Raw genomic sequence first — 24,369 nt, forward strand, 5'->3', positions numbered from 1 at the left:
GTATATTGTCAAGTGTAAGGCGGGGCGAGTGAAGTGATTGCATATTTTTCAGTAAGCTTGGTGTTGTGGATTTTGTTTCTTATGTCTATAAGCTTGGGTCAGGATAGCCGGGATAATCGGGCTCTGGATTTTTGTGCGTTGTTATTGTTTGTTTTATTTTCGGGTCTCAGGTTTGAGACTGGTAATGATTGGCTTATATACAAGCAGGATTACGAGAGTATTGAGGTTTCTGATTTTTTTGCATTTGTTCATGAGTCGTCATTTGAGCCGCTATATTTGGCCGTCACATTTATATGTAGCCAGGTTGTAAGCTTTCAAGTGTTCTTGTTTTTAGTGTCTGTTTTTAATGGCTTTATTCTTTACAGGTTTTGTAGGTTTTTTGGTGCAGGCTTTTCTGGTGTTGGAGCTGTTTGTTTTTGTTGGACGTACTTGGCAACAAATATGGCGACGATAAGGTTTTCGCTTTCGATTTCATTGGTGTTACTTGCGGTGTTGTTTTGGCTTGAAAAGGATAAGTTTAAATCTATATTTTACACTTGTTTGTCTGTTGGCTTTCATTCCTTTTCGCTTGCTTTTATGCCTTTATTGCTATTGTCGGGGGTTGAGTTAAAGGCGCGCATGGCCTTTCTGATCTTGTCAGCTGGCGTTGTTTTTGGTTTGAGCTTTAATTATTTGTTAGATTCGGGACTCTTTGCTTACATTCCTTTCTCTGAGAAACTGTTATTTTATTCTGAAAAGTCTGCTCAGTCTGATATTTCTATCGGTTCTTTGTTTTATGTGGCGTTAAATGTTTTTTTTATGATTTGCTTGTTTAGGGATCGACTTGAGTCACTGTTGTTGAATCTTGCCAGGTGGAGCACGCTTATACTGCTTGCTCTTCAAGTTGGTATGTGGTTTTTACCTGTTTTTTGGAATAGATATCAAGTTGTCACGGTTTTAATTCAGGCTGTTTATATTTCATTTAATTTTGTAAGGCGTGGGTTTATGTTGGAAACCTTGGTCCTCATGCTTATTTCGTTATTGGTTTTGGCGAAATTTTTGTTGGATCCTGCTTTTGTCTCATATGTGCCCTATCAAAATGTGATTTCCGAAGCTTTGGGTACTGATAGAGGAGATGGAGAGCGGAGATTTTATGAGGCTCTCGATGCTCATATAGATCGGAATGTCAAATGAGGTAGCCGCGATTACGCAGGTTATAACGCGCTGGCGTTGCAACCGGGGGTGGAACGCCTGGCGTGCATGGCCCATGTCCGGCGCGAGTTCGTCGATGCGCAAAAAGTGCAGCCCAAGGGCAAGAGGGGGCGTGCCGATATCGTGCTGACCATGATTAACAGGTTGTATGGCATCGAGGGCGAACTCAAGGACGCCAGCGATGAACCGCGTTTTATTGGCCGTCAGGAAAAGAGCTTGCCGATCCTGGGTCAGTTGAAAAGCTGGCTGGAGAAAACGCAGCCACAGGTGATGCCACAAAGTGTGCCGGGCAAGGCCGTGAATTATCTGGCCAGCAACTGGAGCCGGCTGGAACGCTACATGGAGGCTGGTTTTTTACCGATCGACAACAACTCCGCCGAACGAGCGATAAAGCCGTTCCTGATCGGGCGCAAGGCATGGCTGTTCAGCGATAGGCCTGAAGGCGCTACGACCTGTGCCCAGATCTACAGCTTGGTCGAGACCGCAAAGGTCAACGGCCAGGAACCCTATACGTGGCTGCGCCACTAACTGGAGCGACTGCCACATGCGCAGTCGGTGGCCGACTACGAAGCGCTACTGCCGTGGAACTGCTCACCAGAAATGCCATGGGAGACGAGGAGCGCACCTGGCGGTACGTGTACTTTATGGATTGCATATGATTGTTTCACATCGTGCAACAGACACTTTTTTGACAAGATCTAGCCATCGCCTAGGTTTGGAAGGCGGCTTCGGAAAAGCTGCCTTCTAAAACGATGTCATGGAGCTTCAATTATGCGTATTGGCTATTTTTATTCTCTGGTTTTTGCCCTGCTCACCAGCGCCTCTGTTGCCACAATTGCCGCACCTGGGGCGAAGCCCGAATCAGGCAGCGCGCCTCCGGTGCTGGAGGTGTCTCCTAAGACACAGTCCGGCAAAGTCGATCTCAATGCAGCCGATGCCCCGACACTGCAGCGCGAGTTGACCGGTATCGGAGAGGCCAAAGCCAAGGCGATTGTTGCTTATCGTGAAAGTAATGGGCCATTTTCCTCCATAGACGAACTGCTGGAAGTGAAGGGGATAGGTAAAGCGATTCTGGACAAGAACCGCGAGAAGCTCCACGTGAACTAAGCTTGTATCTCAACGCCAAGGGCCGGTCATTGACCGGTCTTTTTGTTTGTGGCGAAAGGGGCAGTGCAGCGCCTTCTATCGGGCAACAAAAAATTATGTCTATCATATTCTTCTTGGATTATGCCTATAATCCATTTTTGGTTCGCTAAAGCGTACAGGCATTCAGGCGCTCGTTTCCCCTAAACATCCCCCAGGAGCACAATCATGACTTCCACCCAGTCCCAAGGTACAGCCCTCGTTACCGGTGCATCTTCCGGTATCGGTGCGATTTACGCGGAGAGGTTGGCAGCGCGTGGTTTTGATTTGTTGTTGGTTGCTCGTGACGAGCGGCGGCTTGAGGCGGCCGCGACCAAATTGCGCGCCGAGCACGGTGTTCAGGTGGAAGTGCTCAAGGCAGACCTGACACAAAGGGATGATGTACTGAAGATCGAACAGCGTCTTCGCAGCGATTCGAGTATCAGCCTGTTGCTAAACAACGCCGGCGTCGCGGCGGATGGCTTGCTGGCGAATGCCGACATGGAGCAGATGGAAAACCTGATTCAACTGAATGTCACCACGGTCACACGCCTGGCATCGGCGGCAGCCGCCAGTTTTGCCAAGGCAGGCCGGGGTTCTATCATCAATATAGCGTCGGCGGTGGCGTTGTTTCCCGAGCGCTTCAATGCGACCTACAGCGCCAGTAAAGCGTATGTGTTAAGCCTGACGCAGTCCTTGAATGCCGAACTGGATGGCACCGGGGTCAAGGTTCAAGCTGTGTTGCCAGGCGTGACGCGCACCGAGATCTGGGAACGCTCCGGTATCGACGCTAGCCAGATTCCGGTGGACATGGTCATGGAAACGGATGAAATGGTCGACGCGGCGCTCTCGGGTCTGGACCAGGGAGAGCTCATCACCATTCCTTCGTTGCCGGATGCCGGTGAGTGGGATGCTTTCGTTGCAGCGCGTCATGTCATGGCGCCGAATCTTTCCAAAAGTACGGCCGCCGCACGTTACAAATGAGGCGCCTTCCATCGGCTTGAGGTATTTGCGATATGAGTGATCGTCGAGTAGTTGTCACCGGTATGGGCCTGGTGTCTCCGCTGGGTAGCGGTGTTGAAGCTGTCTGGGAGCGTTTGCTGGCCAGGCGTTCCGGGCTGCGTAATTTACCTGAAGAGGTGGTCGCCGATCTGCCGGCCAAGGTTGGCGGCACGGTACTCACCGTGGCGGAAGATCCCGAGGCGGGTTTTGACCCGGATCGAGCAACGCCACCCAAAGAGCAGAAGAAGATGGACCGCTTCATTCTGTTTGCCATGGAGGCCGCGCGGCAGGCGTTGGAGCAGGCCGGTTGGCAAGCGCTGGACCCGCAAGCCCAGGAACGCACGGCAACCATTATCGGTTCTGGGGTCGGTGGGTTCGGCGCGATTGCCGATGCGGTGCGCACCACTGACAGCCGTGGACCTCGGCGACTGTCGCCCTTCACTATTCCGTCGTTCCTGGTCAATCTCGCGGCGGGCCATGTGTCGATCCAGTACGGATTCAAGGGCCCGTTGGGTGCTCCGGTGACTGCGTGTGCGGCCGGGGTGCAAGCGATTGGAGATGCGGCGCGGCTGATTCGTTGTGGCGAAGCGGATATTGCCGTGTGTGGCGGCTCGGAAGCAGCGATCGATCGGGTCAGTCTTGCCGGGTTCGCGGCTGCGCGTGCCTTGTCCAGTGGTTACAACGAAACGCCTGAGCGGGCTTCTCGGCCGTTCGACAGTGATCGCGACGGCTTTGTGATGGGGGAGGGGGCGGGACTTCTGGTGATTGAGTCCCTGGAGCATGCCCTGGCACGCGGGGCTCAACCCTTAGCCGAGTTGGTCGGCTATGGCACCAGTGCTGACGCCTTTCACCTGACCGCAGGCCCCGAAGATGGCAGCGGTGCGCGGCGAGCGATGTCGTTGGCATTGGCACAGGCCGGTGTTTCACCGGCTCAGGTTCAGCATCTGAATGCTCATGCAACCTCGACTCCGGTGGGTGATCTGGGTGAGCTGGCGGCAATCAAGGCGTTGTTCGGTGCGCAAAACGGCATCGCCGTGACATCGACCAAGTCGGCGACCGGGCATTTGCTCGGTGCCGCGGGTGGGCTCGAAGCGATCTTTACGCTGCTGGCGATTCGTGACCAGATCGTGCCGGCCACTCTCAATTTCGAGAACCCGGACCCAGCCACTGAAGGAGTGGATATCGTTCATGGCAAAGCGCGGCCAATGGCCATTGAATATGCGCTGTCCAATGGCTTCGGATTTGGCGGGGTCAATGCCAGTGTGCTGTTCAAGCGTTGGCAGGATTAATCCTGTGAATGTTTGAGGTGATCGCGTACGACGTCGAGGATCCGTTGGGCAAACTCGGTGTCAGCGACACTGCGGGATAACAGCAAGGCGCCGACCAGCGTCGACATGATGACGATGCTGCGGTCGGCGGTGCGCTCTCCGTCAAGGGTGTGCTGGATCTGATCGAGTCGCGCCTGGAGCACGACGTCGCTGGTTGGGCTCGGTTGGCCACGCAGCCCCAGTTCCGAAGAAATGGTCAGCAGCGGGCAGCCCTCGTGAGGCGAGGTTTGATGCCATTCGGACAGGTAGGTGTCGATGAAGGTTTCGAGTGGGTGTTCCCCGGCGAAGATTTGCGCGCACAACTGGTCGACTTGTACGCCAGCCTCTTGCAAGGCTTTCTCCACCAGTTCGTCTTTGGACTTGAAGTGTGAGTAAAAGCCACCGTGGGTCAAGCCCAGTGCTTTCATCAGAGGTTGCAGCCCGGTCGCGCCGATACCGTCGCGTCGAAATCGCGCTGAAGCTTCCCTGATTATGCGTTGGTGGGTCTGGGCTTTATGGTCCTGCGAGTAACGCATCTGATATCTCCGCATCAATGCGGCCATATTAACCAATGAAAATTGCATGGTGACTGTACTTCTACTTCTAAAAAGCATGCAGATGCTTCGATATGGCTACAAAGCAGCATGATTTAAGGAGATTCCACACAAAAACAAACCCCGCCGTTACAGGCGGGGTTTTCAGTCAGCGGTCCTGCGCTTCCTTGGCGTCCATTTCCGCATTGCGTTCGGCGACGCGCTTACGTTGCTCTTCGGTCAGTTCGACCTTATTGGCGGTGTCGCGCAGCAGCATCAGACCACCAACGATCGAGCCGATGGCAACGACCAGAATCAGCCAAGCATACCAGGGCATAGGGCTCTCCTTGAAAGCAGGTGGGCGAGGGTTCGCCGACCGTTCGTGCATATCACTTTGAGTAATGGGGTTTTATCGCAGTTCCATCGCTATCACCGCCATTCTATGCCTGTTGTTCAAGATCCACCCGAACGCTTTCAATGTCCGGTCAACATCGCATCCGTCGGTGCTCCGGCGCGCAATTGCCCGGACAACATGAGGTTCACTGGACCCACCATCATGAAGTCTGGGAGTCCAGGCTCAGGAAAAAACCTCGGCATCCTTGAAGTACGCGGCGGCCTGGTCTTTTGTCGACAGTTGCGGTACTTCGCTCAGCTGCCAGTCGATGGCCAGGTCCGGGTCATCCCAACGAATGCTGCGCTCGGCGGAAGGGGTGTAGTAGTCGGTGGTTTTGTAGAGAAACTCGGCGAAGTCACTCAGCACCACGAAACCATGGGCGAAACCTTCCGGAACCCATAGCTGGCGATGGTTTTCGGCGGACAGTCGTACAGCGACCCACTTGCCGAAATGTGGCGAGCTGCGGCGGATATCGACGGCAACGTCGAGTACTTCACCAACGGTGACACGAACCAATTTGCCTTGAGTGTTTTCCAGCTGGTAGTGCAGGCCGCGCAATACACCTTTTTGCGAGCGCGAATGATTGTCCTGGACGAATTGTGTATTCAGGCCAGTCGCATCTTCAAAAGCCTTGGCATTGAAGCTTTCATAAAAGAAGCCTCGCTCATCACCAAATACCTTCGGTTCGATGATCAGAACACCGGGCAGATCAGTGGTGATTACATTCATGGGGTGTTTCTCCAGCAATGGGCATCAATGGTCGACATTCTTGCGCAAAGTGCACTCCTAAGCGAGTAGTGACTCGGGATTTCACTCTTTACGCATTCTTTATGCCCCGCCCGCACCCTCGATCTCGTTCCTTTACAGCCTCCTTTCCGACAATGACTCCACACGCGGCAATACGCCGTAACACGGAGAACTTCCATGAGCGTTCTGGACGGGGTGTCGCTGCTGCTGGCAGTGGGGCTGTTCATTTATCTGTTGGTTGCGCTGCTGCGCGCGGACCGGAACTAGGAGCGGCTATGCACAGTTATGACTATTGGCTGATCCTCGGGTTTTTCGCCCTGGTATTGGTCCCGGCGCCATTTCTCGGGCGCTTCTACTACAAGGTGATGGAGGGGCAGCGCACCTGGCTGACGCCGATTCTCGGCCCGGTCGAACGCGGTTGTTATCGTTTGGCCGGCGTCGATCCGCAAGCCGAACAGAGCTGGCAGAAATACGCCCTGGCCTTGATTGCCTTCAACTTCGCGGGTTTCCTGTTGCTGTTCGCGATCCTGTTGCTCCAGGGCCACTTGCCGCTGAACCCGCAAAATCTGCCGGGCCAGGAGTGGACGCTGGCGTTCAACACCGCCGTCAGCTTCATGACCAACACCAACTGGCAGGCCTACAGCGGCGAAGCGTCCCTGAGCTACTTGAGCCAGATGGTCGGCCTCACCGTGCAGAACTTCGTCAGCGCCGCCACCGGTCTGGCTGTCCTGGTTGCGCTGTGCCGCGGCATCGGTCGCAAATCCACTGCATCGCTTGGCAATTTCTGGGTCGATATGACCCGCGCCACCCTCTATGGCCTGCTGCCGCTGTGCCTGCTGCTGGCGCTGTATCTGGTCTGGCAGGGCGTGCCGCAAACCTTCGCGCAATATGTGAATGCGGTGACGGTGCAAGGCGTCGACCAGGTCATTCCCCTTGGCCCGGCGGCCAGTCAGATTGCGATCAAGCAACTGGGCACCAACGGTGGCGGTTTCTTCGGCGTGAACTCGGCACATCCGTTCGAGAACCCGACGGCATGGAGCAACCTGTTCGAAATGACCTCGATCATTCTGATCCCCGTCGCGCTGGTCTTCACCTTCGGCCATTACGTGAAGGACCTGCGCCAGAGCCGCGCGATCATCGCCTGCATGCTGGCGCTGTTCCTGATCGGCGGCGCAACCTCGCTGTGGGCTGAATACCAACCGAACCCGGCCCTGAACAACGTCGCCGTCGAACAGACCGCACCGCTGGAAGGCAAGGAAGCGCGCTTGGGCACCACCGCCACGGTGTTGTGGTCGGTGACCACCACGGCTGCGTCCAACGGTTCGGTCAACGGCATGCACGACAGCCTCAACCCGCTGAGTGGCATGGTGGCGCTGGTCAACATGATGGTCGGCGAAGTGATCTTCGGCGGCGTTGGCGCCGGGCTCTACGGCATGTTGCTCAACGTGTTGATCGCGGTGTTTCTCGCCGGCCTGATGATCGGCCGCACCCCGGAATACCTCGGCAAGAAACTGCAGGCCAGGGAAGTGCAATTGCTGGTGGTGACCCTGATGGTCATGCCGATCGGTGTACTGGTGCTCAGTGCGATCGCCGCCAGCCTGCCAGGTCCAGTGGCCGCCGTGAGCAACCCAGGGCCTCACGGATTCAGTCAGTTGCTCTATGCCTATACCTCGGCCAGTGCCAACAACGGTTCGGCTTTCGGTGGCTTCGGCGCCAACACCCCCTTCCACAACCTGATGCTGGGCCTGGGGATGTTGATTGGTCGCTTCGGCTACATCCTCCCGGTGCTGGCCCTGGCCGGCAGCCTGGCGATGAAGAAAACCGCGCCGATCGGACAAAACAGCTTCCCGACCCACGGTCCACTGTTCGTGACCCTGCTGACCGTGACCATTTTGCTGGTGGGTGGTTTGACCTTCCTGCCGACTTTGGCATTGGGACCAATCGCTGAACATCTGAGCATGGGATTCTAAGGAAACCATCATGAATATGCCTGCAATCAAGCCTGCTGCCGTCAAGGCAGCGGAGCAACCGAAAACCGCAATCTCGGCCCTCTGGCGCCCGGCGCTGGTGCAAGCCTTCGTCAAGCTCGACCCTCGGCAGTTGCAACGTGCGCCGGTGATGCTGGTGGTCGAACTGACCGCGATCCTGACGACCGTCCTGTGCTTCGTGCCCGACACGGCCGTGCCAACCTTCGTCGCCGCGCAAATCGCTGTGTGGCTGTGGTTCACCGTACTGTTCGCCAACTTCGCCGAAGCCCTGGCCGAAGGCCGCGGCAAAGCCCGTGCAGACAGCCTCAAGGCTGGCAGTGAGGGCCTGAGCGCCCGGCGCAAGACCGGCAACGGCAGCTTTCAGGTGGTGCCCGCCGCCAGCTTGCGCAAAGGTGATGTGGTGCGCGTCGAAGCCGGGGAGATGATCCCCGGTGACGGCGAGGTGATCGAAGGCATCGCGGCGGTCAACGAAGCGGCGATTACCGGCGAATCGGCGCCGGTGATTCGTGAGTCCGGCGGTGACCGCTCGGCCGTCACCGGCAACACGCGGCTGGTGTCTGACTGGCTGTTGGTGAAGATTACTGCCAACCCCGGTGAGTCGACCCTGGACCGCATGATTGCCCTGGTCGAAGGCGCCAAACGGCAGAAAACCCCGAACGAAGTGGCGCTCGACATCCTGCTGATCGGCCTGACCCTGATCTTCCTGCTGGTGGTCGTGACCCTGCAACCGTTCGCCCACTTCGCCAATGGCAGCCTGCCGCTGGTGTTCCTGGTGGCGCTGTTGGTCACGTTGATTCCGACCACCATCGGCGGTTTGCTGTCGGCCATCGGTATCGCCGGGATGGATCGCCTGGTACGTCTGAACGTGATCGCCAAGTCCGGTCGCGCGGTGGAAGCGGCGGGGGACGTGCACGTCCTGCTGCTGGACAAGACCGGCACCATCACCTTCGGTAACCGTCGTTGCTCGGCGGTGTATGCCGCACCAGGTGTGACAGCCGGGGAACTGGCCGAAGGCGCATTGCTGGCTTCGCTGGCCGACGACACCGCCGAAGGCAAGTCGATCGTCGAGTACCTGCGTGGCACTCATCCGCAACCGGAGCCGTCCGCTGACGTGCTGACCGCCGTGCCGTTCAGCGCCGAAACCCGCCTGTCCGGTGTCGACTATCAGGGCCGTGTGTACCGCAAAGGCGCGGTGGATTCGTTGTTGGCCTTTGTCGGCCTCAAGCGGGCTGATCTGGCTGCACCGTTGTCCCGTGAAGTCGACAAGATCGCCCAAAGCGGTGGCACCCCGCTGCTGGTGTGTGCCGACGGCAAGTTGCTCGGCGCGATCCACCTCAAGGACGTGGTCAAACCCGGCATCCGCGAGCGTTTCGCCGAGCTGCGCAAGTTGGGGATCCGTACCGTCATGGTCACTGGCGACAACCCGTTGACCGCCGCTGCCATCGCCGCTGAAGCAGGGGTGGACGATGTGCTGGCCGAAGCCACGCCGGAGAAAAAACTGGCGCGCATACGTCACGAGCAAAACGACGGTCGCCTGGTCGCCATGTGCGGCGACGGCGCCAACGACGCCCCGGCACTGGCCCAGGCAGATGTCGGCATGGCGATGAACGACGGCACGCAGGCAGCCCGTGAAGCGGCCAACATGGTCGACCTCGACAGCGACCCGACCAAGCTGCTGGACGTGGTGCAGATCGGCAAGGAATTGCTGGTCACCCGCGGTGCGCTGACGACCTTTTCCATCGCCAACGACGTGGCCAAGTACTTCGCGATCCTGCCGGCACTGTTCGCTGCGATCTACCCGCAACTGGGCGTGCTCAACGTGATGCACCTGAGCAGTCCGCAGAGCGCGATTCTCTCGGCAATTGTGTTCAACGCCCTGATCATTGTGGTGCTGATTCCGCTGGCGCTGCGCGGTGTGCGGGTTCACGCGGCGAGTGCGGCGGCGTTGCTGCGACGCAATCTGCTGATCTACGGCCTGGGCGGGATCCTGGTGCCGTTCGTGGGCATCAAGGCCATCGACATGCTGTTGACGGCGTTGCATCTGGTTTGATGGCCGGTGCAGGTTTTTGTGGCGAGGGAGCTTGCTCCCGCTGGGTTGCGTAGCAGCCCCAAACCAACCGCCATGTTTTTCAGGCATACCGCATTCATTGGTCAGGCGGCTGCTTCGCACCCGAGCGGGAGCAAGCTCCCTCGCCACAAGTGCTATGTGAATCTCAAGTAGTCAGTGTTCTCTGAATCGAGGATTTTGAAATGTCCACATTGATACGCCCGGCCCTGAGCCTGCTCTTCCTGATGACACTGATCACCGGCGTCGCTTATCCACTGGTGGTCACCGGCGTGGCCCAGATCGCGTTCCCGGATCAGGCCAACGGCAGCCTGGTGCGTGATGCCGAGGGCAAGGTCCGCGGTTCCTCGCTGATCGCCCAGGATTTCGTTGGCGACGCCTGGTTCCACCCGCGTCCTTCGGCCGGTGCCTTTGCCACCGTGTCGAGCAGCGCCAGCAACCTGTCGCCGAGCAACCCGGCCTTGGCGACCCGTGTGATCGACGATGCCAACAAACTGCTGGTGCCAGGCCAGGGGCCGGTGCCGTTGGCGCTGGTCACTACGTCCGGCAGCGGTCTTGATCCGCACTTGCCACCGGCAGCGATTGCCTATCAACTGGCGCGTGTCGCGGCGGCGCGCAACCTGCCGGTAGCGACACTGCAACAACTGCTGGACGCGCACATCGAGCAACCATTGGTAGGCCCGCCGGTGGTGAATGTGCTTGAGTTGAATCTGGCGCTGGAAAACCTGTAGATCAAAAGATCGCAGGCTTCACCAGCTCCTACAGGATTTACGCCATCTGGCGTAGGAGCTGCCGCAGGCTGCGATCTTTTAATGCCACACCCATATATCAAGTCAAACAAGGCAATGAAAATGAGCAACTCCGGCCGCGCCGACGCGCTGTTAGCAGACCTGCCCCGCGATGGCCGTGGCCGGCTCAAGGTATTTCTCGGCGCCGCGCCGGGTGTCGGCAAAACCTACGCCATGTTGCAAGCGGCCCACACCCAGTTACGCCAAGGGGTGAAAGTCATTGCCGGCGTCGTCGAAACCCACGGCCGGGCCGAAACCGAAGCCTTGCTCGGCGGCTTGCCGCAGCAGCCGTTGGTGCGTTCGCAATACCGTGGCGTGTTGCTTGAAGAAATGGACCTCGACGGTCTGATCAAAGCCAAACCGAAACTGGTGCTGGTCGACGAACTGGCACACACCAATGCCCCCGGCAGCCGTCACGAAAAACGCTGGCAGGACATTCAAGAGCTGCTCGCCGCCGGCATTGACGTGTACACCACGGTCAACGTCCAGCATCTGGAAAGCCTCAACGACCAGGTGCGCGGCATTACCGGCGTGCAGGTCCGCGAAACCCTCCCGGACTGGGTGTTGCAGGAAGCCTACGAACTGCTGCTGATCGACTTGCCGCCGCGCGAGTTGCTGGAGCGATTGCGCGACGGCAAGGTCTATGTGCCGGAGCAGGCGCGGGCGGCCATCGACGCGTTCTTTTCCCAGACCAACCTCACGGCCCTGCGCGAACTGGCGATGCAAACCGCGGCGGCTCAGGTCGATAACGATCTGGCCCAAGGGTATCGTCAGTTGGGGCAAGCGGCGCCAGCCGTACGCGGGCGTTTGCTGGTAGGGGTCGACGGCGATGCCCAGGCTGAGCGCCTGGTGCGTCATGCCAGCCGCGTGGCCCAGCGGCGGCACCTGCCCTGGAGTCTGGTGCACGTGGACAACGGCAGCGTGCGTGACGAACAGTCGCGCCTGCGCCTGCAGAGCGCCCAGCAACTGGCCGAACGCCTCGGGGGGGAAGTGGTGTTGCTGCGGGCCGGTGAAGTGGCGAAGACCCTGATCCAGCATGCCGCCGAACGCCGCGCCAGCCTGGTGCTGGTCGGTCAGTCCCGGCCGAGATTGCGCCGGCGTCTGTTCGGGGGCGGGCTGGCGGCGCGGCTGCTGCGCAATGCGCGCGGACTGGAAATAAACGTACTCGACAGCGATCACCAACCGCATCAACCCCACCAGCGGTCGATGCATTCACTGGTCTGGTTCGACTACGCATTGGCGGTGGTGGCGACGGTTCTGGCCAGCGCCCTGGCGTGGGCCGTGGCGAGTGTTTTGCCGTTGCCGAACATCTCGCTGGTGTTTCTCGCCGCCGTTTTGCTGGTGGCGGTGCGCAGCAGTCTCGGGCCGGCGCTGGCCTGTGCGGCGCTGTCGTTTCTGACCTATGACTTTCTGTTCATTCCACCGAATTTCTCTTTCAGTATCCAACGCGAAGAAGACGTGCTGACCTTGTTGTTCTTCCTGCTGATGGCAGCCCTCACCGGCAACCTCGCGGCGCGCCAGCGCAGGCAATTGCAGGCCCTGCGCGATACCCAGGAAGAGACCACCGAATTGCTCGACCTGTCACGCAAACTCACCGCCGCCACCGACCGCCAGGCCGTGGTCAGCGCGGCTGCCCAACACCTCAACGGATGGAGCGATGTGCAACTGTGCCTGCTCAATCGCGACGGGCAGAGTGGCTGGAAAGTCGAAACCGGTGGTCCGCTGGAGTTCTCCGAAGCCGAACGTGCCGCCGCCGATTGGGCCTGGCAGCACGATCAACCGGCGGGTGCGGGCACCGGCACCTTGCCGTTCGGCCGCTGGTGGTGGTGGCCGTTATCGGTGGAGGACGGCCCGCTGGCGTTGCTCGGCGTATGTGCCAGGGAAGGCCAGACCCTGAGTGGCCAGCGCCGACGCTTGTTAACCGCGCTGAGCCAGCCGCTGGCCCAGGCGCTGGCCCGGGCGCAACTGGCTGATGATCTGGAAGCGGCTCGGCTGCACGGCGAAACCGAGCAACTGCGCAGCGCCTTGCTGGCTTCGGTGTCCCATGATTTGCGCACTCCGCTGACGTCCATGCGCGGCAGTATCGACAGCCTGCTGGCCCTGGGTGAAGCGATCCCGCTGGAGGATCGACGTGAACTGCTCGAAGGCACGCGCGATGAAGCCGAGCGCCTCGACCGCTACATTCAAAACCTGCTCGACATGACCCGGCTCGGCCACGGCGCGCTGAAGCTGGCACGGGACTGGGTGTCGCCGGCCGATATCATCGGCAGTGCGCTCAATCGCTTGCGCGCGGTACTCGCGTCGCTGCAGGTCAGCACCGAAGTACCGGCGCAATTGCCGCTGCTGTTCGTCCATGCCGCGCTGATCGAACAGGCACTGGTCAACGTGGTGGAAAACGCCGCGCGGTTTTCGCCGCACCACGGACGTTTGCAATTGCGCGCCGGGGCCGATGACCGTGAGCTGTTTTTCTCGGTCTGCGATGAGGGACCGGGGATTCCGGAGGCGGAACGGGCGAAGATTTTCGACATGTTCTACACCGCGGCGCGGGGTGATCGTGGCGGGCAGGGTACCGGGCTGGGGTTGGCGATCTGTCAGGGCATGGTCGGTGCCCATGGCGGGCGCATCAGCGTTGCCGACGGTATCGAGGGGCGCGGCACCTGCATCACGTTACACCTGCCGCTACAGGCTCAGCCGGGATACGAGAGTGAAGCCTGATCGTGCTTGCGCTACTCTCTTGCCACTTCTTTGTGTTGATGTGAATTCATGAGCCAGACCGCGACCATTCTGGTCATCGACGACGAACCGCAAATTCGCAAATTCCTGCGCATCAGCCTCGTTTCCCAGGGCTATAAAGTGCTGGAGGCCGGCACCGGCAGTGAAGGATTGGCACAAGCGGCATTGAACAAACCGGACTTGCTGGTGCTTGATCTCGGCTTGCCGGACATGGACGGCCAACAGGTATTGCGCGATTTTCGCGAGTGGTCGACGGTGCCAGTGCTGGTGCTCTCGGTGCGCGCCGGTGAAGGGCAGAAGGTCGAAGCCCTGGATGGCGGTGCCAATGACTACGTGACCAAGCCGTTCGGCATTCAGGAATTCCTGGCACGGATTCGTGCGTTGTTGCGTCAGGCGCCCTTCGGCGAGGTGCAACAAGCGGCGCTGACCTTTGGGCCGTTGACGGTCGACCTGGCGTATCGCCGGGTGCTGCTCGACGATGTCGAAGTCGCCCTGACTCGCAAGGAATACGCCGTGCTGGCGCAACTGGCGCGGCATCCCGGGCGGGTGATCACCCAGCAACAATTGCTCAAGGACATCTGGGGGCCGACTCACACCGAAGACACTCACTACCTGCGCATCGTGGTCGGGCACTTGCGCCAGAAACTGGCGGATGACCCGACCCGGCCGCGGTTCATCGTGACCGAGGCGGGGGTGGGATATCGGTTGTTGAGTGAGGGTAGCCTTTAGTTCTTTGTTGTCTGTTCTGACGCCTTCGCGAGCAAGCCCGCTCCCACAGGAGTATGCATTTCCATGTGGGAGCGGGCTTGCTCGAGAAGAGGGCATTGCATTCACCCGAGAACTTTCAGACATTCAGTTCTGCTCATTCTCATACCGATCCAGCGTATCCCGCGCAATCTCCCGTCCCAGCGCGATCAGCTCCGGCGCCTTGTAGAACTCGAAAAACCGACACACGCGTTTGGGCACGTTGATCAGGATGTCCGGCGGATACCCGGCAATCTTGTACTGCGCCAGCGACGTCTGCATCACCTCGAAACTCTGGTTGATCAAATCCAGTAAGGACGCCGGCCCGACGTTGTCGATGATGAACGAACCGGTGGCGGAGCGGGGCGCGCCACTGGTTTGCGCAGTTGCCGTGGGTTGCTGCGCCTCGGGCTCGGCGGATTCGATCCACGGGTTGAAGTCCGCACCTTCGGCCTTCAAGGCTTCCTGTTCCAGAACCAACAATTGTTCAGCCTGTTTGCGCCGGAACGGCAACTTCGAGCCGACGGAGTTGATCAAGCTGTCGAAGCGGGTCTTGAAGGCGGCGGGACGCTGGATGACCGGCAATTGATAGTGGCGCTGGTTGGTGGAGTTGAGGTTGACCGCGATGATCAAATCGCAATGGCTCGACACGACGGGCACGATCGGCAGCGGGTTGAGAATGCCGCCGTCCACCAGCATGCGGTTGCCCTGCATCACCGGCGTGAACAGGCTGGGAATCGCTGCCGAGGCGCGCATGGCCTGATGCAGGCAACCTTCCTGGAACCAGATTTCCTGCTGGTTGGTCAGGTCCGTGGCAACCGCGGTGTAGGGGATACGCAAGTCTTCGATGTTGATCTCGCCAACGATCTTGCGGATCTGCCCGAAGACTTTCTCGCCACGAATCGCCCCCAGACGAAAACTGACGTCCACCAGGCGTAAGACGTCGAGATAATCCAGGCTCTCGATCCAGTCGCGGTAATCATTGAGTTTGCCGGCGGCGTAGATCCCTCCCACCACCGCGCCCATGGAACAACCGGCGATACAGGCAATGTCATAGCCGCGCCGTTCGATCTCTTCGATGACCCCAATATGCGCATAACCCCGGGCTCCACCCGAGCCCAATACCAGCGCGACACGCTTTTTCATGAATCGCCCTCGTTCGAATGGTTCAACAATGCACCCATCGAGGGTCATGCTTCAATCGCCATGGTCGTTCGATGGGGCAAGAGCGTCGTATTTTCGACACTCCATGGCGGCACATGGTTATTCTCGTCAGCGCTATAGTTTGCACAGCGGACCAACGGCACTTTTCAGGTGCCGCACCGTCTTATCTGCACGACTGTTGACCTATCTTTGAGGAGTGAGTGATGAAAGCCTGGATCTGCGTGCCATTGATTGCCCTGGCACTCGCCGGTTGTGCCGGCAAAACCGCTTATCGCGACAGTTGCGGTAGTAACCTGGATGCTGCATGGCATGAACTGGACCTGGCCAAGGCCGAAGGATTCGCCGGGACCGTCAGCTACTCCAAAGCCTTGTCGCTGTTGACCGCGGCCAAGACGCAGCAGCAATTCGAGGGGTTCGAAGGCTGCTCCCACAAAGCCGAGAAAGCCCGTTTCTATATTCGTGAGTCGCGCGCGGGGCGTTGAAGGCAAAAAGCAGCTGCAGGCTCTAAGCTATGAACTGCAAGACTCATCGGGTTTACAGCTCGTAGCTTGCAGCCTGGCGCTGTTTACGGAGTAAACCCCCATGATCGACCGGTTGGTGGCTCGTGTTCTGGGCCTGGAAGTTCGCCTGCTGGCCTGTCAGGCCCGCTTGAAAGACCGTACAGACCCTGAAGCGTTACACGATCTGCGCACAACCACGCGTCGGTTACGCAGCCTGTTGCGCCCCTTGCGCGGGCAGCCCGGTGTCGAGCAACTGGAAGCGGCCGCCTCCCGGGTGGGTGGCCTGACCACGCCTTTACGTGATCGCGAAGTGCTGGCGGCGTACCTGCTCCAGCACCATCAACCCCAAGCCGCGCGGCGACGCACGGCGCAAATGGCCAAGGCCTATCCGGCCGTGGCGGCCAGCCCTGAACTTGCGCAATTGCTGATCGTCCTCGATGCATTTCCGCGTTTTCTGCGCGCCGCCCAGCGCCAGGGATTGCTCAAGGGCTTACGCAAGCGCATCGAAAAACGCCTGGGCAAGCAGTGGGAGAAACTCGACGAGGCACTGCACGACCCAGCCCACGACCGTCATCGGCTGCGCCTGCTGATCAAGCGTGTGCGCTATGGCATCGATGCTTACCCCGAGCTGAACCGTTTGCCGAAAGCGGCCATGCCCCGGTTGAAATCGGCCCAGGGCGCACTGGGCGATTGGCACGATTGCGTGCAATGGCTGGCCATGGCTGAACAGGAAGCGGATTTGCAGCCCTGTGTTGCGGTCTGGAAAACTACCATGGCCGAGGCTGAACAGCGTGCGGACCTTGTGCTGGAAAAGCTGAGCCGCGATTGCTTCAAATCCTGAAAACACCGGAGATCCATTGTGGGAGCGAGCCTGCTCGCGATAGCGGATTAACATTCAGCGCACATCGTGACTGTTACACCGCTATCGCGAGCAGGCTCGCTCCCACATGAGCTCAATGTTGGGCATGGATTTTGTGTTAGAACCGAGCACGGCTCATCTGTCAGTCAATTTGGCCGGAATGGGTGCTGTATAGCCTTCTCCGGCTGGGTAAGATCCCTTCGTCTTTTTTCGATCCCTGAGGTTTTCATGCGCTTTTCCGAACTGCTCGACGCTGTCCGCAGCCATCCGCGGGAGCTTTCTATCCCGGCCTCCTGGGCCCAGGGACGCGCCAGTTTCGGTGGCCTGGTGGCCGCCCTGCAGTACGAAGCCATGCGTGCCCGGGTGCCAGCGGATCGTCCGGTGCGCTCGCTGGCAATCACCTTCGTCGGCCCGGTTGAACCCGAGGTTCCAGTCAGTTTTGAAGTCGACGTACTGCGCGAAGGCAAGGCGGTCAGCCAGGTGTTGGGCCGGGTGATGCAGAAGGGGCAGGTGGTGACATTGATCCAGGGCAGTTTTGGCGCCTCACGCCCCTCGGAAGTGGTGGTGGCCGCTGAGCCGGCACCGGAAATGAAGCACTGGGACGAGTGCCAGGAGCTGCCTTTTGTCGAGGGCGTCATCCCGGAATTCATGCGGCATCTGGCGATGCGCTGGAGTGTCGGCGGGCTGCCGTTCAGTGGTAGCACATCCCGGCAAATGGGCGGCTGGGTGCGTTTGCGCGGGGACGTAAAGGAAGAGGCCATCAGCGAGGCGCACATCCTGGCGCTGGTGGACGCCTGGCCGCCGGCCCTGATGCCGTTTTTGAAGAAGCCGGCGATGGGCAGCACGCTGACCTGGACCATCGAATTCGTACAACCGCTGCTGGAGCTGAACACCCTGGACTGGTGCAAGTACCTCGTCGAAACCGAGCACGCCGCCGACGGCTACGGACATGCCGCCGCGAAAATGTGGAGCGCAGATGGCCAATTGATCGCCATGAGCCGGCAGACGGTGACAGTGTTCGCCTGATCAGTGACGGCGGTGGCGCTCACGCCAGGCGCGCCACCAGCCACCGCTGAGGAAGAACCGCGGAAACGTCAGGAACTGCTCGACCAACAAGCGCGATATCGCATCCTTGCGATCACTGAACGGCTCGGAGGCTTGGGTCTCCAGGCTGTGGCCGTGGCGTTGCAAGGCCAGCGCCGCAATCACACCGATCACGCCGATGGCGATGTTCGAAAGGGTCAGGCTGAACACCCCGGACACAATCAGCAGAAACGCCACGATGAACAACGGCACCGCGATCAGGTGCAGCACCAGATTGGTCGGGTGCTGATGATTGTTCGGGTACGCTCGCCATTGCCAGGCGGGAAGGTTGGGGTGACGTTTGCCCATGATGCTGATCCTCGATCCATGTTGAACTCATGTGATAAAGAATAGGCCCGGTCAATGCTGGCGGCGAATCAAGGCTGGCTATTGGCTTGATAGGTGGCATGGTCTGGATTGATGTTGCCGGTTCCGGCCTCAAAGCTTGAGCTGACCGATGGCCTTGCTCAGTTCCCCGGCCAATGCCGCCAGTTCATTGCTGGTGGTCGCCGAAGTCACCGTCTGCTGCACCGTGTTCTCGGTCACGTCACGGATGCTCACCACCGCCCGGTTCATCTCTTGCGCCACCTGACTTTGCTGCTCGGCCGCCACAGCGATCTGCGTATTGCTTTCACGCATCTGCGCCACCGCGCCGGTGATCTCGGCTAAAGCGGCCCCGGCCTCTTGCGCCTGTTGCACGCAATCGTCGGCCTTGAACGAACTCTCTTGCATGAAATCCACCGCGTCCCGTGTGCCGGCCTGTAACGCCGACACCATGATCGTGATTTCGTCCGTGGAGGCCTGCACGCGTTGGGCGAGGTGGCGCACTTCATCGGCAACCACTGCAAACCCGCGCCCCATCTCGCCAGCCCGGGCCGCTTCGATGGCGGCGTTCAGTGCCAGCAGGTTGGTCTGCTCAGCGATGCTGTGAATCACGTTGACCACGCTATTGATCTTCTGGCTGTCTTTGGCCAGACGCTGAATCATCTCGGCAGTCTGCTGGACGCCGGTGGACAGTCCGGCAATCGACCGCTGCACCCGAGTCACGACCTCCTGGCCGCTGCCGGCCAGGGTATCGGCCGATTGTGAAAGGTCACGGGTGGCACCTGCATGTTGGGCAATGTGATAGACCGTGGCCGTCATTTCATTGATCGCCGCGGCGGCCTGATCGGTTTCGCTTTGCTGGCCCAGCATGCCGTGGCGCACTTCATTCATGCTGGCCGCCAGCCGCGCGGCACCATCATCCAGTTGCCGGGCGGTGCTGGCGACAGTATTGACCACTCGTTGATACCCGGCCTGCATGGCGTTGAAAGCATTGGCCATCTGCCCGACTTCGTCACTGCAAGCCAACGGCACGCGGGCCGACAGGTCGCCGGTTTTCTCCACGTGCAACATGACGTCTTTCAAGGTGTTGAGCTGGCTGAGCAGGAAGCGGATCAATAACTGCGATGCGCCGAGCATTGCCAGCATCAGGATGAACACGGCCAACGCGTAGTTGGCAAAACGTTCGCTGAACACCTGGCTGAGACTTGGGCCGTGGGCAATCACGGCCACCTGCTGGCCACCAATGCGGGTAAAGACTTCGGCGCCCATCAGCGGGTTGTCACCGAACAGCGGCATCGCGTTGATCTCGACCCAGCCATTCGCTTCCGGCACGGGTTGCCCATCGAGCGTGGGCGCCTGCCCTCGACTGTACGTCAGCAGATTTGCGGCGTTGGGCAGCGGCTGCCCTGCGGGCCAGGCTTCGAGCAGTCGCGCCAGGGCCTGGGCCGAAGCCTGGTTGGCATGACTGCGGGCCTGCTGTTCGAGCTGCACCGCGTATAGCACCAGCAACAGGGTGGTGACGAAAGCGACGGCGTTGACCGCCCAGAATTTGTATTTCAGCGAAATATTGCTAAGCCAGGCACCCATGGAGGTTTTCTCTGATAGCGGAAACAGTTTTGGCAAGGTGCCATCATTGTGCCGCTACTCAGGTGGCTGATTCTTGATGCAGATCAACGGGCTGCACCATTACCCCTGTAGGAGCGAGCCTGCTCGCTCCTACAGGGGTAATGTTTACAGGTCGATAGTGGGCAGCCCATAAAACGCCCGCGCGCAGGCTGTCGTATGCGCCGCCAGATCTTCCTGGCTTTCTGCGCGATGCAGCGCCACTTCACGCAATACTTCGGTCAGGTACGCCGGCTCGTTTCGCCCGTTTTTCGGCTTGGGGCGCAGGCTGCGCGGCAGCAGATACGGTGCGTCGCTTTCGAGCATCAGGCGCCCGCGCTTGATCTCCTTGACCAGCGGATGCAAATGCGTGCCCCGGCGTTCGTCGCAGATCCAGCCGGTAATGCCGATGTGCAGGTCAAGGTCGAGATAGCTGAACAGAGCCTTCTGTTCTCCGGTGAAACAGTGCACCACGGCAGCCGGCAGTTGATCGCGGAAGTCGCGCAGGATCTCCAGCAAACGCTGGCTGGCATCGCGTTCGTGCAGGAAAACCGGCAACTGCAATTCGACGGCCATGGCCAGGTGTTCTTCGAGGACCTTCTCCTGCTGCGGGCGCGGCGAGAAATCACGGTTGAAATCCAGCCCGCATTCGCCCACGGCCACCACATTCGGCTCCTTGAGCAAACTGCGCAACCGTCGGGCGCTGTCGGCGTTCCAGTCGCTGGCGCAGTGAGGGTGAATACCGGCGGTGGCGAACAGGCGTTGAGCGCTTTCGTCCAGTTGTTGGCACAGCTCAAGAGCCTGTTCACTGCCCTCGACACTGGTGCCCGTCAGCACCAGTTGGCACACGCCGGCCGCGTAGGCACGGTCGAGTACGGCCTGGTGTTTGTCGGCAAAACTGGCGTTGGTCAGGTTGACGCCGATATCGATGAGTTGCATGGTGCTACCTCGGCCCAAAGGCCGGAAAGCATATCAGAGCCGTGGATTTATAAGAAAAGCCAAGAACTACAACGGGTTAACGCTGTCTCTTGAGCCGCGGGGCAGGCCGGGTTGGTAGTTTTGCCATCATTGTGCCAGTCTTTCACACGTTGCCTGCGCCCTGGGCGCTCTGTTTTTGTGGCTGCGCTTGATGCCATTCTTCATTGAAGCGCGCCTCATATTCTTTCCGGAGAGTGGATGATTCGTCCCTCGGTTTTGCTACTGCTGTGCTGTTCGCTGCTACTGCCGATGTCGGCGGTTGCGCGTCTGCCCGGGCCACTGCAAGCCGTACCGGCCAGCGAGGTACGGGACCTTGTGCAAATCCGCAGCAGTCGTGTACTGCGGGTGTTGGTCAACCAGAGCCGCAACAGTTCCGGGGAAGTCCAGGGGCAGGCGATCGGGGTTGAATATCACCGCTTGAGAGCGTTCGAGCAATACCTCAACGGCCATGCCCGTGACGGTCAGGAAATCACCCTCAAGATCATTCCCAAGGCCAAGGATCAATTGCTCGGCGCATTGCAGCGCGGGGAGGGCGATCTGGTGGCGCCAGGCGAGTTGCTCGATCTGCAAGCGGGTTTCGCCGTCAGCACCAGCGAGCCGATTGCCAGCAACATTCCGCTGGTCCTGGTGGGCATCAAGGGCGAGCGCCGCTACACACGGCTTGAACAGCTTTCCGGCAAGACCCTGGCGTTACCCGCCGGCAGCGCCGCCGGGGATGCTGTCAGCCAGATCAATCAAAAGCTTGCCCTGCACAAACTGCCACCGGTCAAAATCGAGTGGGTCGATCCGAGCCTTGCCGTCGAGGACGTACTGGAGATGGTGCAGGGCGGGATCTACCACCTGACCATCGTCGAGCAGCCGATTGCCGAACGCTGGGGCAAGATCCTGCCCAGGCTGCGTTTCGACAAACAGGTACTCATCAGCGATCCGGGGGAAGAGTTCTGGTTCGTGCGCCGTGATGCCTCGATGCTGCGGGCCAGCATCGATCGCTTCCTCACCGCCTACAAAAAACCGTCGGACCAGGACGCCGCGTTCCTGCGGATCTATCGGCGTCTCTATCAAGTGCACTATCCGCTGGCCAAGGCGGACCGGCAGCGCCTGGAAAAGCTTCGCCCGGTGCTGCAAAAACACGCCGATGCCCAGGGCATGGACTGGCTGAACCTGGCGGCGCTGGCTTTCAAGGAATCAGCATTGCAGCCCGCAGCACGCAGTGGCGGTGACCCGACCGGGCTGATGCAGATCACGCCTGCTGCGGCGCAGCGGGTGGGGGTCAACAATATTCAGGACGTAGACGGCAATGTGCAGGCCGGGGCCAAGTACCTGGCGATGATCCGGCGCAAGTTTTTTGCCAGCCCGAAACTCAACGAGCGCGAACGCATGGCCTTCGTGCTGGCAGCCTACAACATCGGGCCGGAGCGGGTTCAGGGCATGCGCGCAGAAGCCCGGCGGCGAGGATTGAATCCCAACCAGTGGTTCTTCCAGGTCGAACGCGTTGCCATGGAGCAAGTGGGTATGGGGCCCGTCAGCTATGTTAATAGCGTGAACAAGTATTACCTGGCATTCGACCGGGAGCGAGAGTCGTTGGAGCCCCAGGAGCAAAAGGTTGCTTCACGCAAATGATCAACTAATCTGATTGTAATGGTGGGTTTTTTGCGCTTTTAACATGCAATTAACTGATTAATATAGCGGCCAACCAACACACACTTACAAGGAATGAAACAGCATGAGCACTCTGATCAACAAGGTACTGTCTACCCGCGCTGGCTACGGCCTGACGGTTCTGCGTATCGTTGTCGGTATCGTCTTCGCCGCCCACGGCTCGCAGAAACTCTTTGGGGCATTCGGTGGCTATGGTCTGGCTGGAACCGCGCAGTACATGGAAAGCATCGGACTGACGCCGGGTTACCTGATGGCGGCACTGGCGGGTGGCACCGAGTTCTTCGCCGGCCTGGCCCTGATCGTCGGCTTGCTGGTTCGCCCAGCCGCGCTCGGCCTGATCTTCCTGTCACTGGTTGCAATTTTCTCGGTGCACATCAGCAATGGTCTGTTCATGGCCAACAACGGTTATGAATTCGCCCTGGCGTTGCTCGGTGGCAGTATCGCGGTATTGATCGAGGGTGCGGGTAAACTCTCGGCAGACCGTGTCATCGCCGGCTGACCGCTCTGGTTCAACGAAAAGGCCCGCATTGTGCGGGCCTTTTTTGTTGAGCGTCATTCTTGACACTGTCCAGTCAGCTTCTCTAGGATGTTGCTCATGCGCCGATTTAAACAGCTACTTGCGGGGCGCCAGGTGACTCATTCAGTTGCCGATAGAAGCCGGACAGGCTTCGAAATACCGCTAAAGCGCTGGTTCGGTGTTGCCTCTCACCTGCCATGCAGACTTTTGAGGCAGAGACACGACACAATGAATGCACTAAACCCCGTTGTACGTCCCGCGCCGATCACGGCACATCTCACCCAGCGCAATCCAAAAATCCTGCTTGGCGGCAAACATCAGCCGACGCTCCTGCGTTATCTCGACGGCTGGCCACGTCGAACCGGCGGTCCCGCTGCCTTCCTGATCCAGTTTGTCGAAGACGGTGAGTCGCTCGCTCGATTCGCCGACGACAGTTTCGATCTGGCAGTGATTCAGTCCCCCAGCCTCGAAGATGCTCCTGAAGTGATCCGGCAACTGACCCGCGTTGCCCGGCAAGGGCTGATCACCCGCCGTTGAGTTTTATGGGTAGTCGATTGCCACGATATACACACACTGCTCACCGGTCGGTGTCTGGACTCGAACTTCGGCGTCCAGTGCCTTGCCGATCAGGGCGCGGGCCAACGGCGAATCAATGCTGATCAGGCCCAGTTTGAGGTCCAGTTCATCGGGCCCGACAATGCGGTAGCGCGACTCTTTGCCATCCTCGTCTTCGATCGTGACCCAAGCGCCGAAATAGACCTTGTTCGGATCGCTGGGTTTTTCGCTGACGACTTTCAGCGCCTCCAGGCGTTTGGTGAGAAAGCGCACGCGGCTGTCGATCTCTCGCAGCATCTTCTTGCCGTAGGTGTATTCGGCGTTCTCCGAGCGATCACCCTGGGCCGCGGCTTCGCTGACAGCCTGGGTAACCTGGGGCCGACGTACATGCCACAGCTCATGGAACTCGGCGCGCATCCGCGCTTCACCTTCGGGGGTGATCAGCGCGGTGCCGGCAGTGCGGGGAGGGCGGTAACGGCTCATGACAGCTTCTTGTGGTGAGGATGACAGGAGT

24 protein-coding genes and 1 pseudogene are annotated in these 24,369 nt (G+C 59.4%); 17 read left to right on the top strand and 8 right to left on the bottom strand.

What is annotated here, in order from left to right; genetic code table 11:
* Positions 1–81 precede the first annotated feature (81 nt).
* The 5 genes and pseudogenes from KW849_RS03415 to fabF all read left to right on the top strand — a co-directional run bounded on the left by KW849_RS03415 (position 82) and on the right by fabF (position 4,604).
* Positions 82–1,173 (top strand): EpsG family protein, encoded by a 1,092-nt coding sequence (locus tag KW849_RS03415; RefSeq protein WP_218427649.1) that lies wholly within the window; start codon positions 82–84, stop codon positions 1,171–1,173.
* A gap of 9 nt (positions 1,174–1,182) precedes the next feature.
* Positions 1,183–1,797 (top strand): annotated as a pseudogene (locus KW849_RS31230) (IS66 family transposase); the annotation flags it as partial.
* A 165-nt stretch (positions 1,798–1,962) separates the two neighbouring features.
* Positions 1,963–2,298 (top strand): ComEA family DNA-binding protein, encoded by a 336-nt coding sequence (locus KW849_RS03430; protein ID WP_218427652.1) that lies wholly within the window; start codon positions 1,963–1,965, stop codon positions 2,296–2,298.
* A 204-nt stretch (positions 2,299–2,502) separates the two neighbouring features.
* The gene (locus tag KW849_RS03435; protein ID WP_218427654.1) at positions 2,503–3,297 is read left to right on the top strand and encodes an SDR family oxidoreductase; all 795 of its coding nucleotides are present in this window, start codon (positions 2,503–2,505) and stop codon (positions 3,295–3,297) included.
* Between the two features lie 32 nt (positions 3,298–3,329).
* Positions 3,330–4,604, top strand: coding sequence for a beta-ketoacyl-ACP synthase II (gene fabF, locus KW849_RS03440; protein WP_218427656.1), 1,275 nt, complete (start codon positions 3,330–3,332; stop codon positions 4,602–4,604).
* On the opposite strand, the gene KW849_RS03445 is transcribed toward fabF, so the two are convergent.
* The 3 genes from KW849_RS03445 to rfbC form a co-directional block, all read right to left on the bottom strand.
* Positions 4,601–5,158, bottom strand: a complete 558-nt coding sequence (locus KW849_RS03445) for a TetR/AcrR family transcriptional regulator (RefSeq protein WP_218427658.1) — start codon at positions 5,156–5,158, stop codon at positions 4,601–4,603. The genes fabF and KW849_RS03445 overlap by 4 nt on opposite strands.
* Before the next feature lie 166 nt (positions 5,159–5,324).
* Positions 5,325–5,492, bottom strand: coding sequence for a DUF2897 family protein (locus tag KW849_RS03450; RefSeq protein ID WP_007985427.1), 168 nt, complete (start codon positions 5,490–5,492; stop codon positions 5,325–5,327).
* A 240-nt stretch (positions 5,493–5,732) separates the two neighbouring features.
* The gene (gene rfbC / locus KW849_RS03455; protein WP_218427660.1) at positions 5,733–6,278 is read right to left on the bottom strand and encodes a dTDP-4-dehydrorhamnose 3,5-epimerase; all 546 of its coding nucleotides are present in this window, start codon (positions 6,276–6,278) and stop codon (positions 5,733–5,735) included.
* A 195-nt stretch (positions 6,279–6,473) separates the two neighbouring features.
* Here rfbC and kdpF point away from each other — a divergent pair, with 195 nt between their 5' ends.
* The 6 genes from kdpF (at position 6,474) to KW849_RS03485 (ending at position 14,599) form a co-directional block, all read left to right on the top strand.
* Complete coding sequence (kdpF, locus tag KW849_RS03460) at positions 6,474–6,563, top strand: K(+)-transporting ATPase subunit F (RefSeq protein WP_007899818.1); 90 nt, start codon at positions 6,474–6,476, stop codon at positions 6,561–6,563.
* 8 nt (positions 6,564–6,571) lie between these two features.
* Positions 6,572–8,266 carry a potassium-transporting ATPase subunit KdpA gene (gene kdpA, locus KW849_RS03465; protein WP_218427663.1) on the top strand — a complete coding sequence of 565 codons (1,695 nt, stop codon included), beginning with the start codon at positions 6,572–6,574 and terminating at the stop codon, positions 8,264–8,266.
* Between the two features lie 10 nt (positions 8,267–8,276).
* Positions 8,277–10,334: a potassium-transporting ATPase subunit KdpB gene (gene kdpB / locus KW849_RS03470; protein ID WP_218427665.1), complete on the top strand. Its 2,058-nt coding sequence runs from the start codon at positions 8,277–8,279 to the stop codon at positions 10,332–10,334.
* Between the two features lie 200 nt (positions 10,335–10,534).
* The gene (gene kdpC, locus KW849_RS03475) at positions 10,535–11,080 is read left to right on the top strand and encodes a potassium-transporting ATPase subunit KdpC (RefSeq protein WP_218427667.1); all 546 of its coding nucleotides are present in this window, start codon (positions 10,535–10,537) and stop codon (positions 11,078–11,080) included.
* Between the two features lie 120 nt (positions 11,081–11,200).
* Positions 11,201–13,852: a sensor histidine kinase KdpD gene (locus KW849_RS03480; protein ID WP_218427669.1), complete on the top strand. Its 2,652-nt coding sequence runs from the start codon at positions 11,201–11,203 to the stop codon at positions 13,850–13,852.
* 48 nt (positions 13,853–13,900) lie between these two features.
* Positions 13,901–14,599, top strand: a complete 699-nt coding sequence (locus KW849_RS03485) for a response regulator (protein ID WP_218427672.1) — start codon at positions 13,901–13,903, stop codon at positions 14,597–14,599.
* A 123-nt stretch (positions 14,600–14,722) separates the two neighbouring features.
* Here the strand turns inward: KW849_RS03485 and KW849_RS03490 are convergent, their stop codons facing one another.
* Positions 14,723–15,760, bottom strand: a complete 1,038-nt coding sequence (locus KW849_RS03490) for a patatin-like phospholipase family protein (RefSeq protein ID WP_218427674.1) — start codon at positions 15,758–15,760, stop codon at positions 14,723–14,725.
* 221 nt (positions 15,761–15,981) lie between these two features.
* Between KW849_RS03490 and KW849_RS03495 the strand changes: the two genes are divergently transcribed.
* The 3 genes from KW849_RS03495 (at position 15,982) to KW849_RS03505 (ending at position 18,163) form a co-directional block, all read left to right on the top strand.
* Positions 15,982–16,260 carry a hypothetical protein gene (locus KW849_RS03495; RefSeq protein ID WP_007991739.1) on the top strand — a complete coding sequence of 93 codons (279 nt, stop codon included), beginning with the start codon at positions 15,982–15,984 and terminating at the stop codon, positions 16,258–16,260.
* A 100-nt stretch (positions 16,261–16,360) separates the two neighbouring features.
* Positions 16,361–17,119 carry a CHAD domain-containing protein gene (locus KW849_RS03500; RefSeq protein WP_218427676.1) on the top strand — a complete coding sequence of 253 codons (759 nt, stop codon included), beginning with the start codon at positions 16,361–16,363 and terminating at the stop codon, positions 17,117–17,119.
* Positions 17,120–17,365: 246 nt separating this feature from the next.
* Positions 17,366–18,163, top strand: coding sequence for an acyl-CoA thioesterase II (locus tag KW849_RS03505; protein WP_218427678.1), 798 nt, complete (start codon positions 17,366–17,368; stop codon positions 18,161–18,163).
* Here the strand turns inward: KW849_RS03505 and KW849_RS03510 are convergent, their stop codons facing one another.
* The 3 genes from KW849_RS03510 to KW849_RS03520 form a co-directional block, all read right to left on the bottom strand.
* Positions 18,164–18,529: an Mpo1-like protein gene (locus tag KW849_RS03510; protein ID WP_108215454.1), complete on the bottom strand. Its 366-nt coding sequence runs from the start codon at positions 18,527–18,529 to the stop codon at positions 18,164–18,166.
* A gap of 129 nt (positions 18,530–18,658) precedes the next feature.
* Positions 18,659–20,131: a methyl-accepting chemotaxis protein gene (locus KW849_RS03515; RefSeq protein WP_218427680.1), complete on the bottom strand. Its 1,473-nt coding sequence runs from the start codon at positions 20,129–20,131 to the stop codon at positions 18,659–18,661.
* Between the two features lie 144 nt (positions 20,132–20,275).
* Positions 20,276–21,085, bottom strand: a complete 810-nt coding sequence (locus tag KW849_RS03520) for a TatD family hydrolase (RefSeq protein WP_218427682.1) — start codon at positions 21,083–21,085, stop codon at positions 20,276–20,278.
* 237 nt (positions 21,086–21,322) lie between these two features.
* Here KW849_RS03520 and KW849_RS03525 point away from each other — a divergent pair, with 237 nt between their 5' ends.
* From KW849_RS03525 to KW849_RS03535, 3 genes are all read left to right on the top strand, one after another.
* Positions 21,323–22,744: a transglycosylase SLT domain-containing protein gene (locus KW849_RS03525; protein WP_218427685.1), complete on the top strand. Its 1,422-nt coding sequence runs from the start codon at positions 21,323–21,325 to the stop codon at positions 22,742–22,744.
* A 103-nt stretch (positions 22,745–22,847) separates the two neighbouring features.
* Complete coding sequence (locus KW849_RS03530) at positions 22,848–23,282, top strand: DoxX family protein (RefSeq protein WP_108215458.1); 435 nt, start codon at positions 22,848–22,850, stop codon at positions 23,280–23,282.
* 246 nt (positions 23,283–23,528) lie between these two features.
* Positions 23,529–23,837: a hypothetical protein gene (locus tag KW849_RS03535; protein WP_008001428.1), complete on the top strand. Its 309-nt coding sequence runs from the start codon at positions 23,529–23,531 to the stop codon at positions 23,835–23,837.
* 3 nt (positions 23,838–23,840) lie between these two features.
* Here KW849_RS03535 and greB read toward each other — a convergent pair whose 3' ends face one another.
* Positions 23,841–24,338 (bottom strand): transcription elongation factor GreB, encoded by a 498-nt coding sequence (greB, locus tag KW849_RS03540; RefSeq protein ID WP_115947228.1) that lies wholly within the window; start codon positions 24,336–24,338, stop codon positions 23,841–23,843.
* Positions 24,339–24,369: the final 31 nt, after the last annotated feature.

Origin of the sequence: Pseudomonas sp. PDM26 (genome assembly GCF_019219185.1) — a bacterium.
In the GTDB taxonomy this organism is placed as follows: domain Bacteria; phylum Pseudomonadota; class Gammaproteobacteria; order Pseudomonadales; family Pseudomonadaceae; genus Aquipseudomonas.

What these genes read in the sequence shown, in the direction of transcription:
- KW849_RS03415 (WP_218427649.1), top strand. Translation starts at nt 82, where the DNA reads ATGTCTATAAGCTTGGGTCAGGATAGCCGGGATAATCGGGCTCTGGAT.
- KW849_RS03430 (WP_218427652.1), top strand. Translation starts at nt 1,963, where the DNA reads ATGCGTATTGGCTATTTTTATTCTCTGGTTTTTGCCCTGCTCACCAGC.
- KW849_RS03435 (WP_218427654.1), top strand. Translation starts at nt 2,503, where the DNA reads ATGACTTCCACCCAGTCCCAAGGTACAGCCCTCGTTACCGGTGCATCT.
- fabF (WP_218427656.1), top strand. Translation starts at nt 3,330, where the DNA reads ATGAGTGATCGTCGAGTAGTTGTCACCGGTATGGGCCTGGTGTCTCCG.
- KW849_RS03445 (WP_218427658.1), bottom strand. Translation starts at nt 5,158, where the DNA reads ATGCGTTACTCGCAGGACCATAAAGCCCAGACCCACCAACGCATAATC.
- KW849_RS03450 (WP_007985427.1), bottom strand. Translation starts at nt 5,492, where the DNA reads ATGCCCTGGTATGCTTGGCTGATTCTGGTCGTTGCCATCGGCTCGATC.
- rfbC (WP_218427660.1), bottom strand. Translation starts at nt 6,278, where the DNA reads ATGAATGTAATCACCACTGATCTGCCCGGTGTTCTGATCATCGAACCG.
- kdpF (WP_007899818.1), top strand. Translation starts at nt 6,474, where the DNA reads ATGAGCGTTCTGGACGGGGTGTCGCTGCTGCTGGCAGTGGGGCTGTTC.
- kdpA (WP_218427663.1), top strand. Translation starts at nt 6,572, where the DNA reads ATGCACAGTTATGACTATTGGCTGATCCTCGGGTTTTTCGCCCTGGTA.
- kdpB (WP_218427665.1), top strand. Translation starts at nt 8,277, where the DNA reads ATGAATATGCCTGCAATCAAGCCTGCTGCCGTCAAGGCAGCGGAGCAA.
- kdpC (WP_218427667.1), top strand. Translation starts at nt 10,535, where the DNA reads ATGTCCACATTGATACGCCCGGCCCTGAGCCTGCTCTTCCTGATGACA.
- KW849_RS03480 (WP_218427669.1), top strand. Translation starts at nt 11,201, where the DNA reads ATGAGCAACTCCGGCCGCGCCGACGCGCTGTTAGCAGACCTGCCCCGC.
- KW849_RS03485 (WP_218427672.1), top strand. Translation starts at nt 13,901, where the DNA reads ATGAGCCAGACCGCGACCATTCTGGTCATCGACGACGAACCGCAAATT.
- KW849_RS03490 (WP_218427674.1), bottom strand. Translation starts at nt 15,760, where the DNA reads ATGAAAAAGCGTGTCGCGCTGGTATTGGGCTCGGGTGGAGCCCGGGGT.
- KW849_RS03495 (WP_007991739.1), top strand. Translation starts at nt 15,982, where the DNA reads ATGAAAGCCTGGATCTGCGTGCCATTGATTGCCCTGGCACTCGCCGGT.
- KW849_RS03500 (WP_218427676.1), top strand. Translation starts at nt 16,361, where the DNA reads ATGATCGACCGGTTGGTGGCTCGTGTTCTGGGCCTGGAAGTTCGCCTG.
- KW849_RS03505 (WP_218427678.1), top strand. Translation starts at nt 17,366, where the DNA reads ATGCGCTTTTCCGAACTGCTCGACGCTGTCCGCAGCCATCCGCGGGAG.
- KW849_RS03510 (WP_108215454.1), bottom strand. Translation starts at nt 18,529, where the DNA reads ATGGGCAAACGTCACCCCAACCTTCCCGCCTGGCAATGGCGAGCGTAC.
- KW849_RS03515 (WP_218427680.1), bottom strand. Translation starts at nt 20,131, where the DNA reads ATGGGTGCCTGGCTTAGCAATATTTCGCTGAAATACAAATTCTGGGCG.
- KW849_RS03520 (WP_218427682.1), bottom strand. Translation starts at nt 21,085, where the DNA reads ATGCAACTCATCGATATCGGCGTCAACCTGACCAACGCCAGTTTTGCC.
- KW849_RS03525 (WP_218427685.1), top strand. Translation starts at nt 21,323, where the DNA reads ATGATTCGTCCCTCGGTTTTGCTACTGCTGTGCTGTTCGCTGCTACTG.
- KW849_RS03530 (WP_108215458.1), top strand. Translation starts at nt 22,848, where the DNA reads ATGAGCACTCTGATCAACAAGGTACTGTCTACCCGCGCTGGCTACGGC.
- KW849_RS03535 (WP_008001428.1), top strand. Translation starts at nt 23,529, where the DNA reads ATGAATGCACTAAACCCCGTTGTACGTCCCGCGCCGATCACGGCACAT.
- greB (WP_115947228.1), bottom strand. Translation starts at nt 24,338, where the DNA reads ATGAGCCGTTACCGCCCTCCCCGCACTGCCGGCACCGCGCTGATCACC.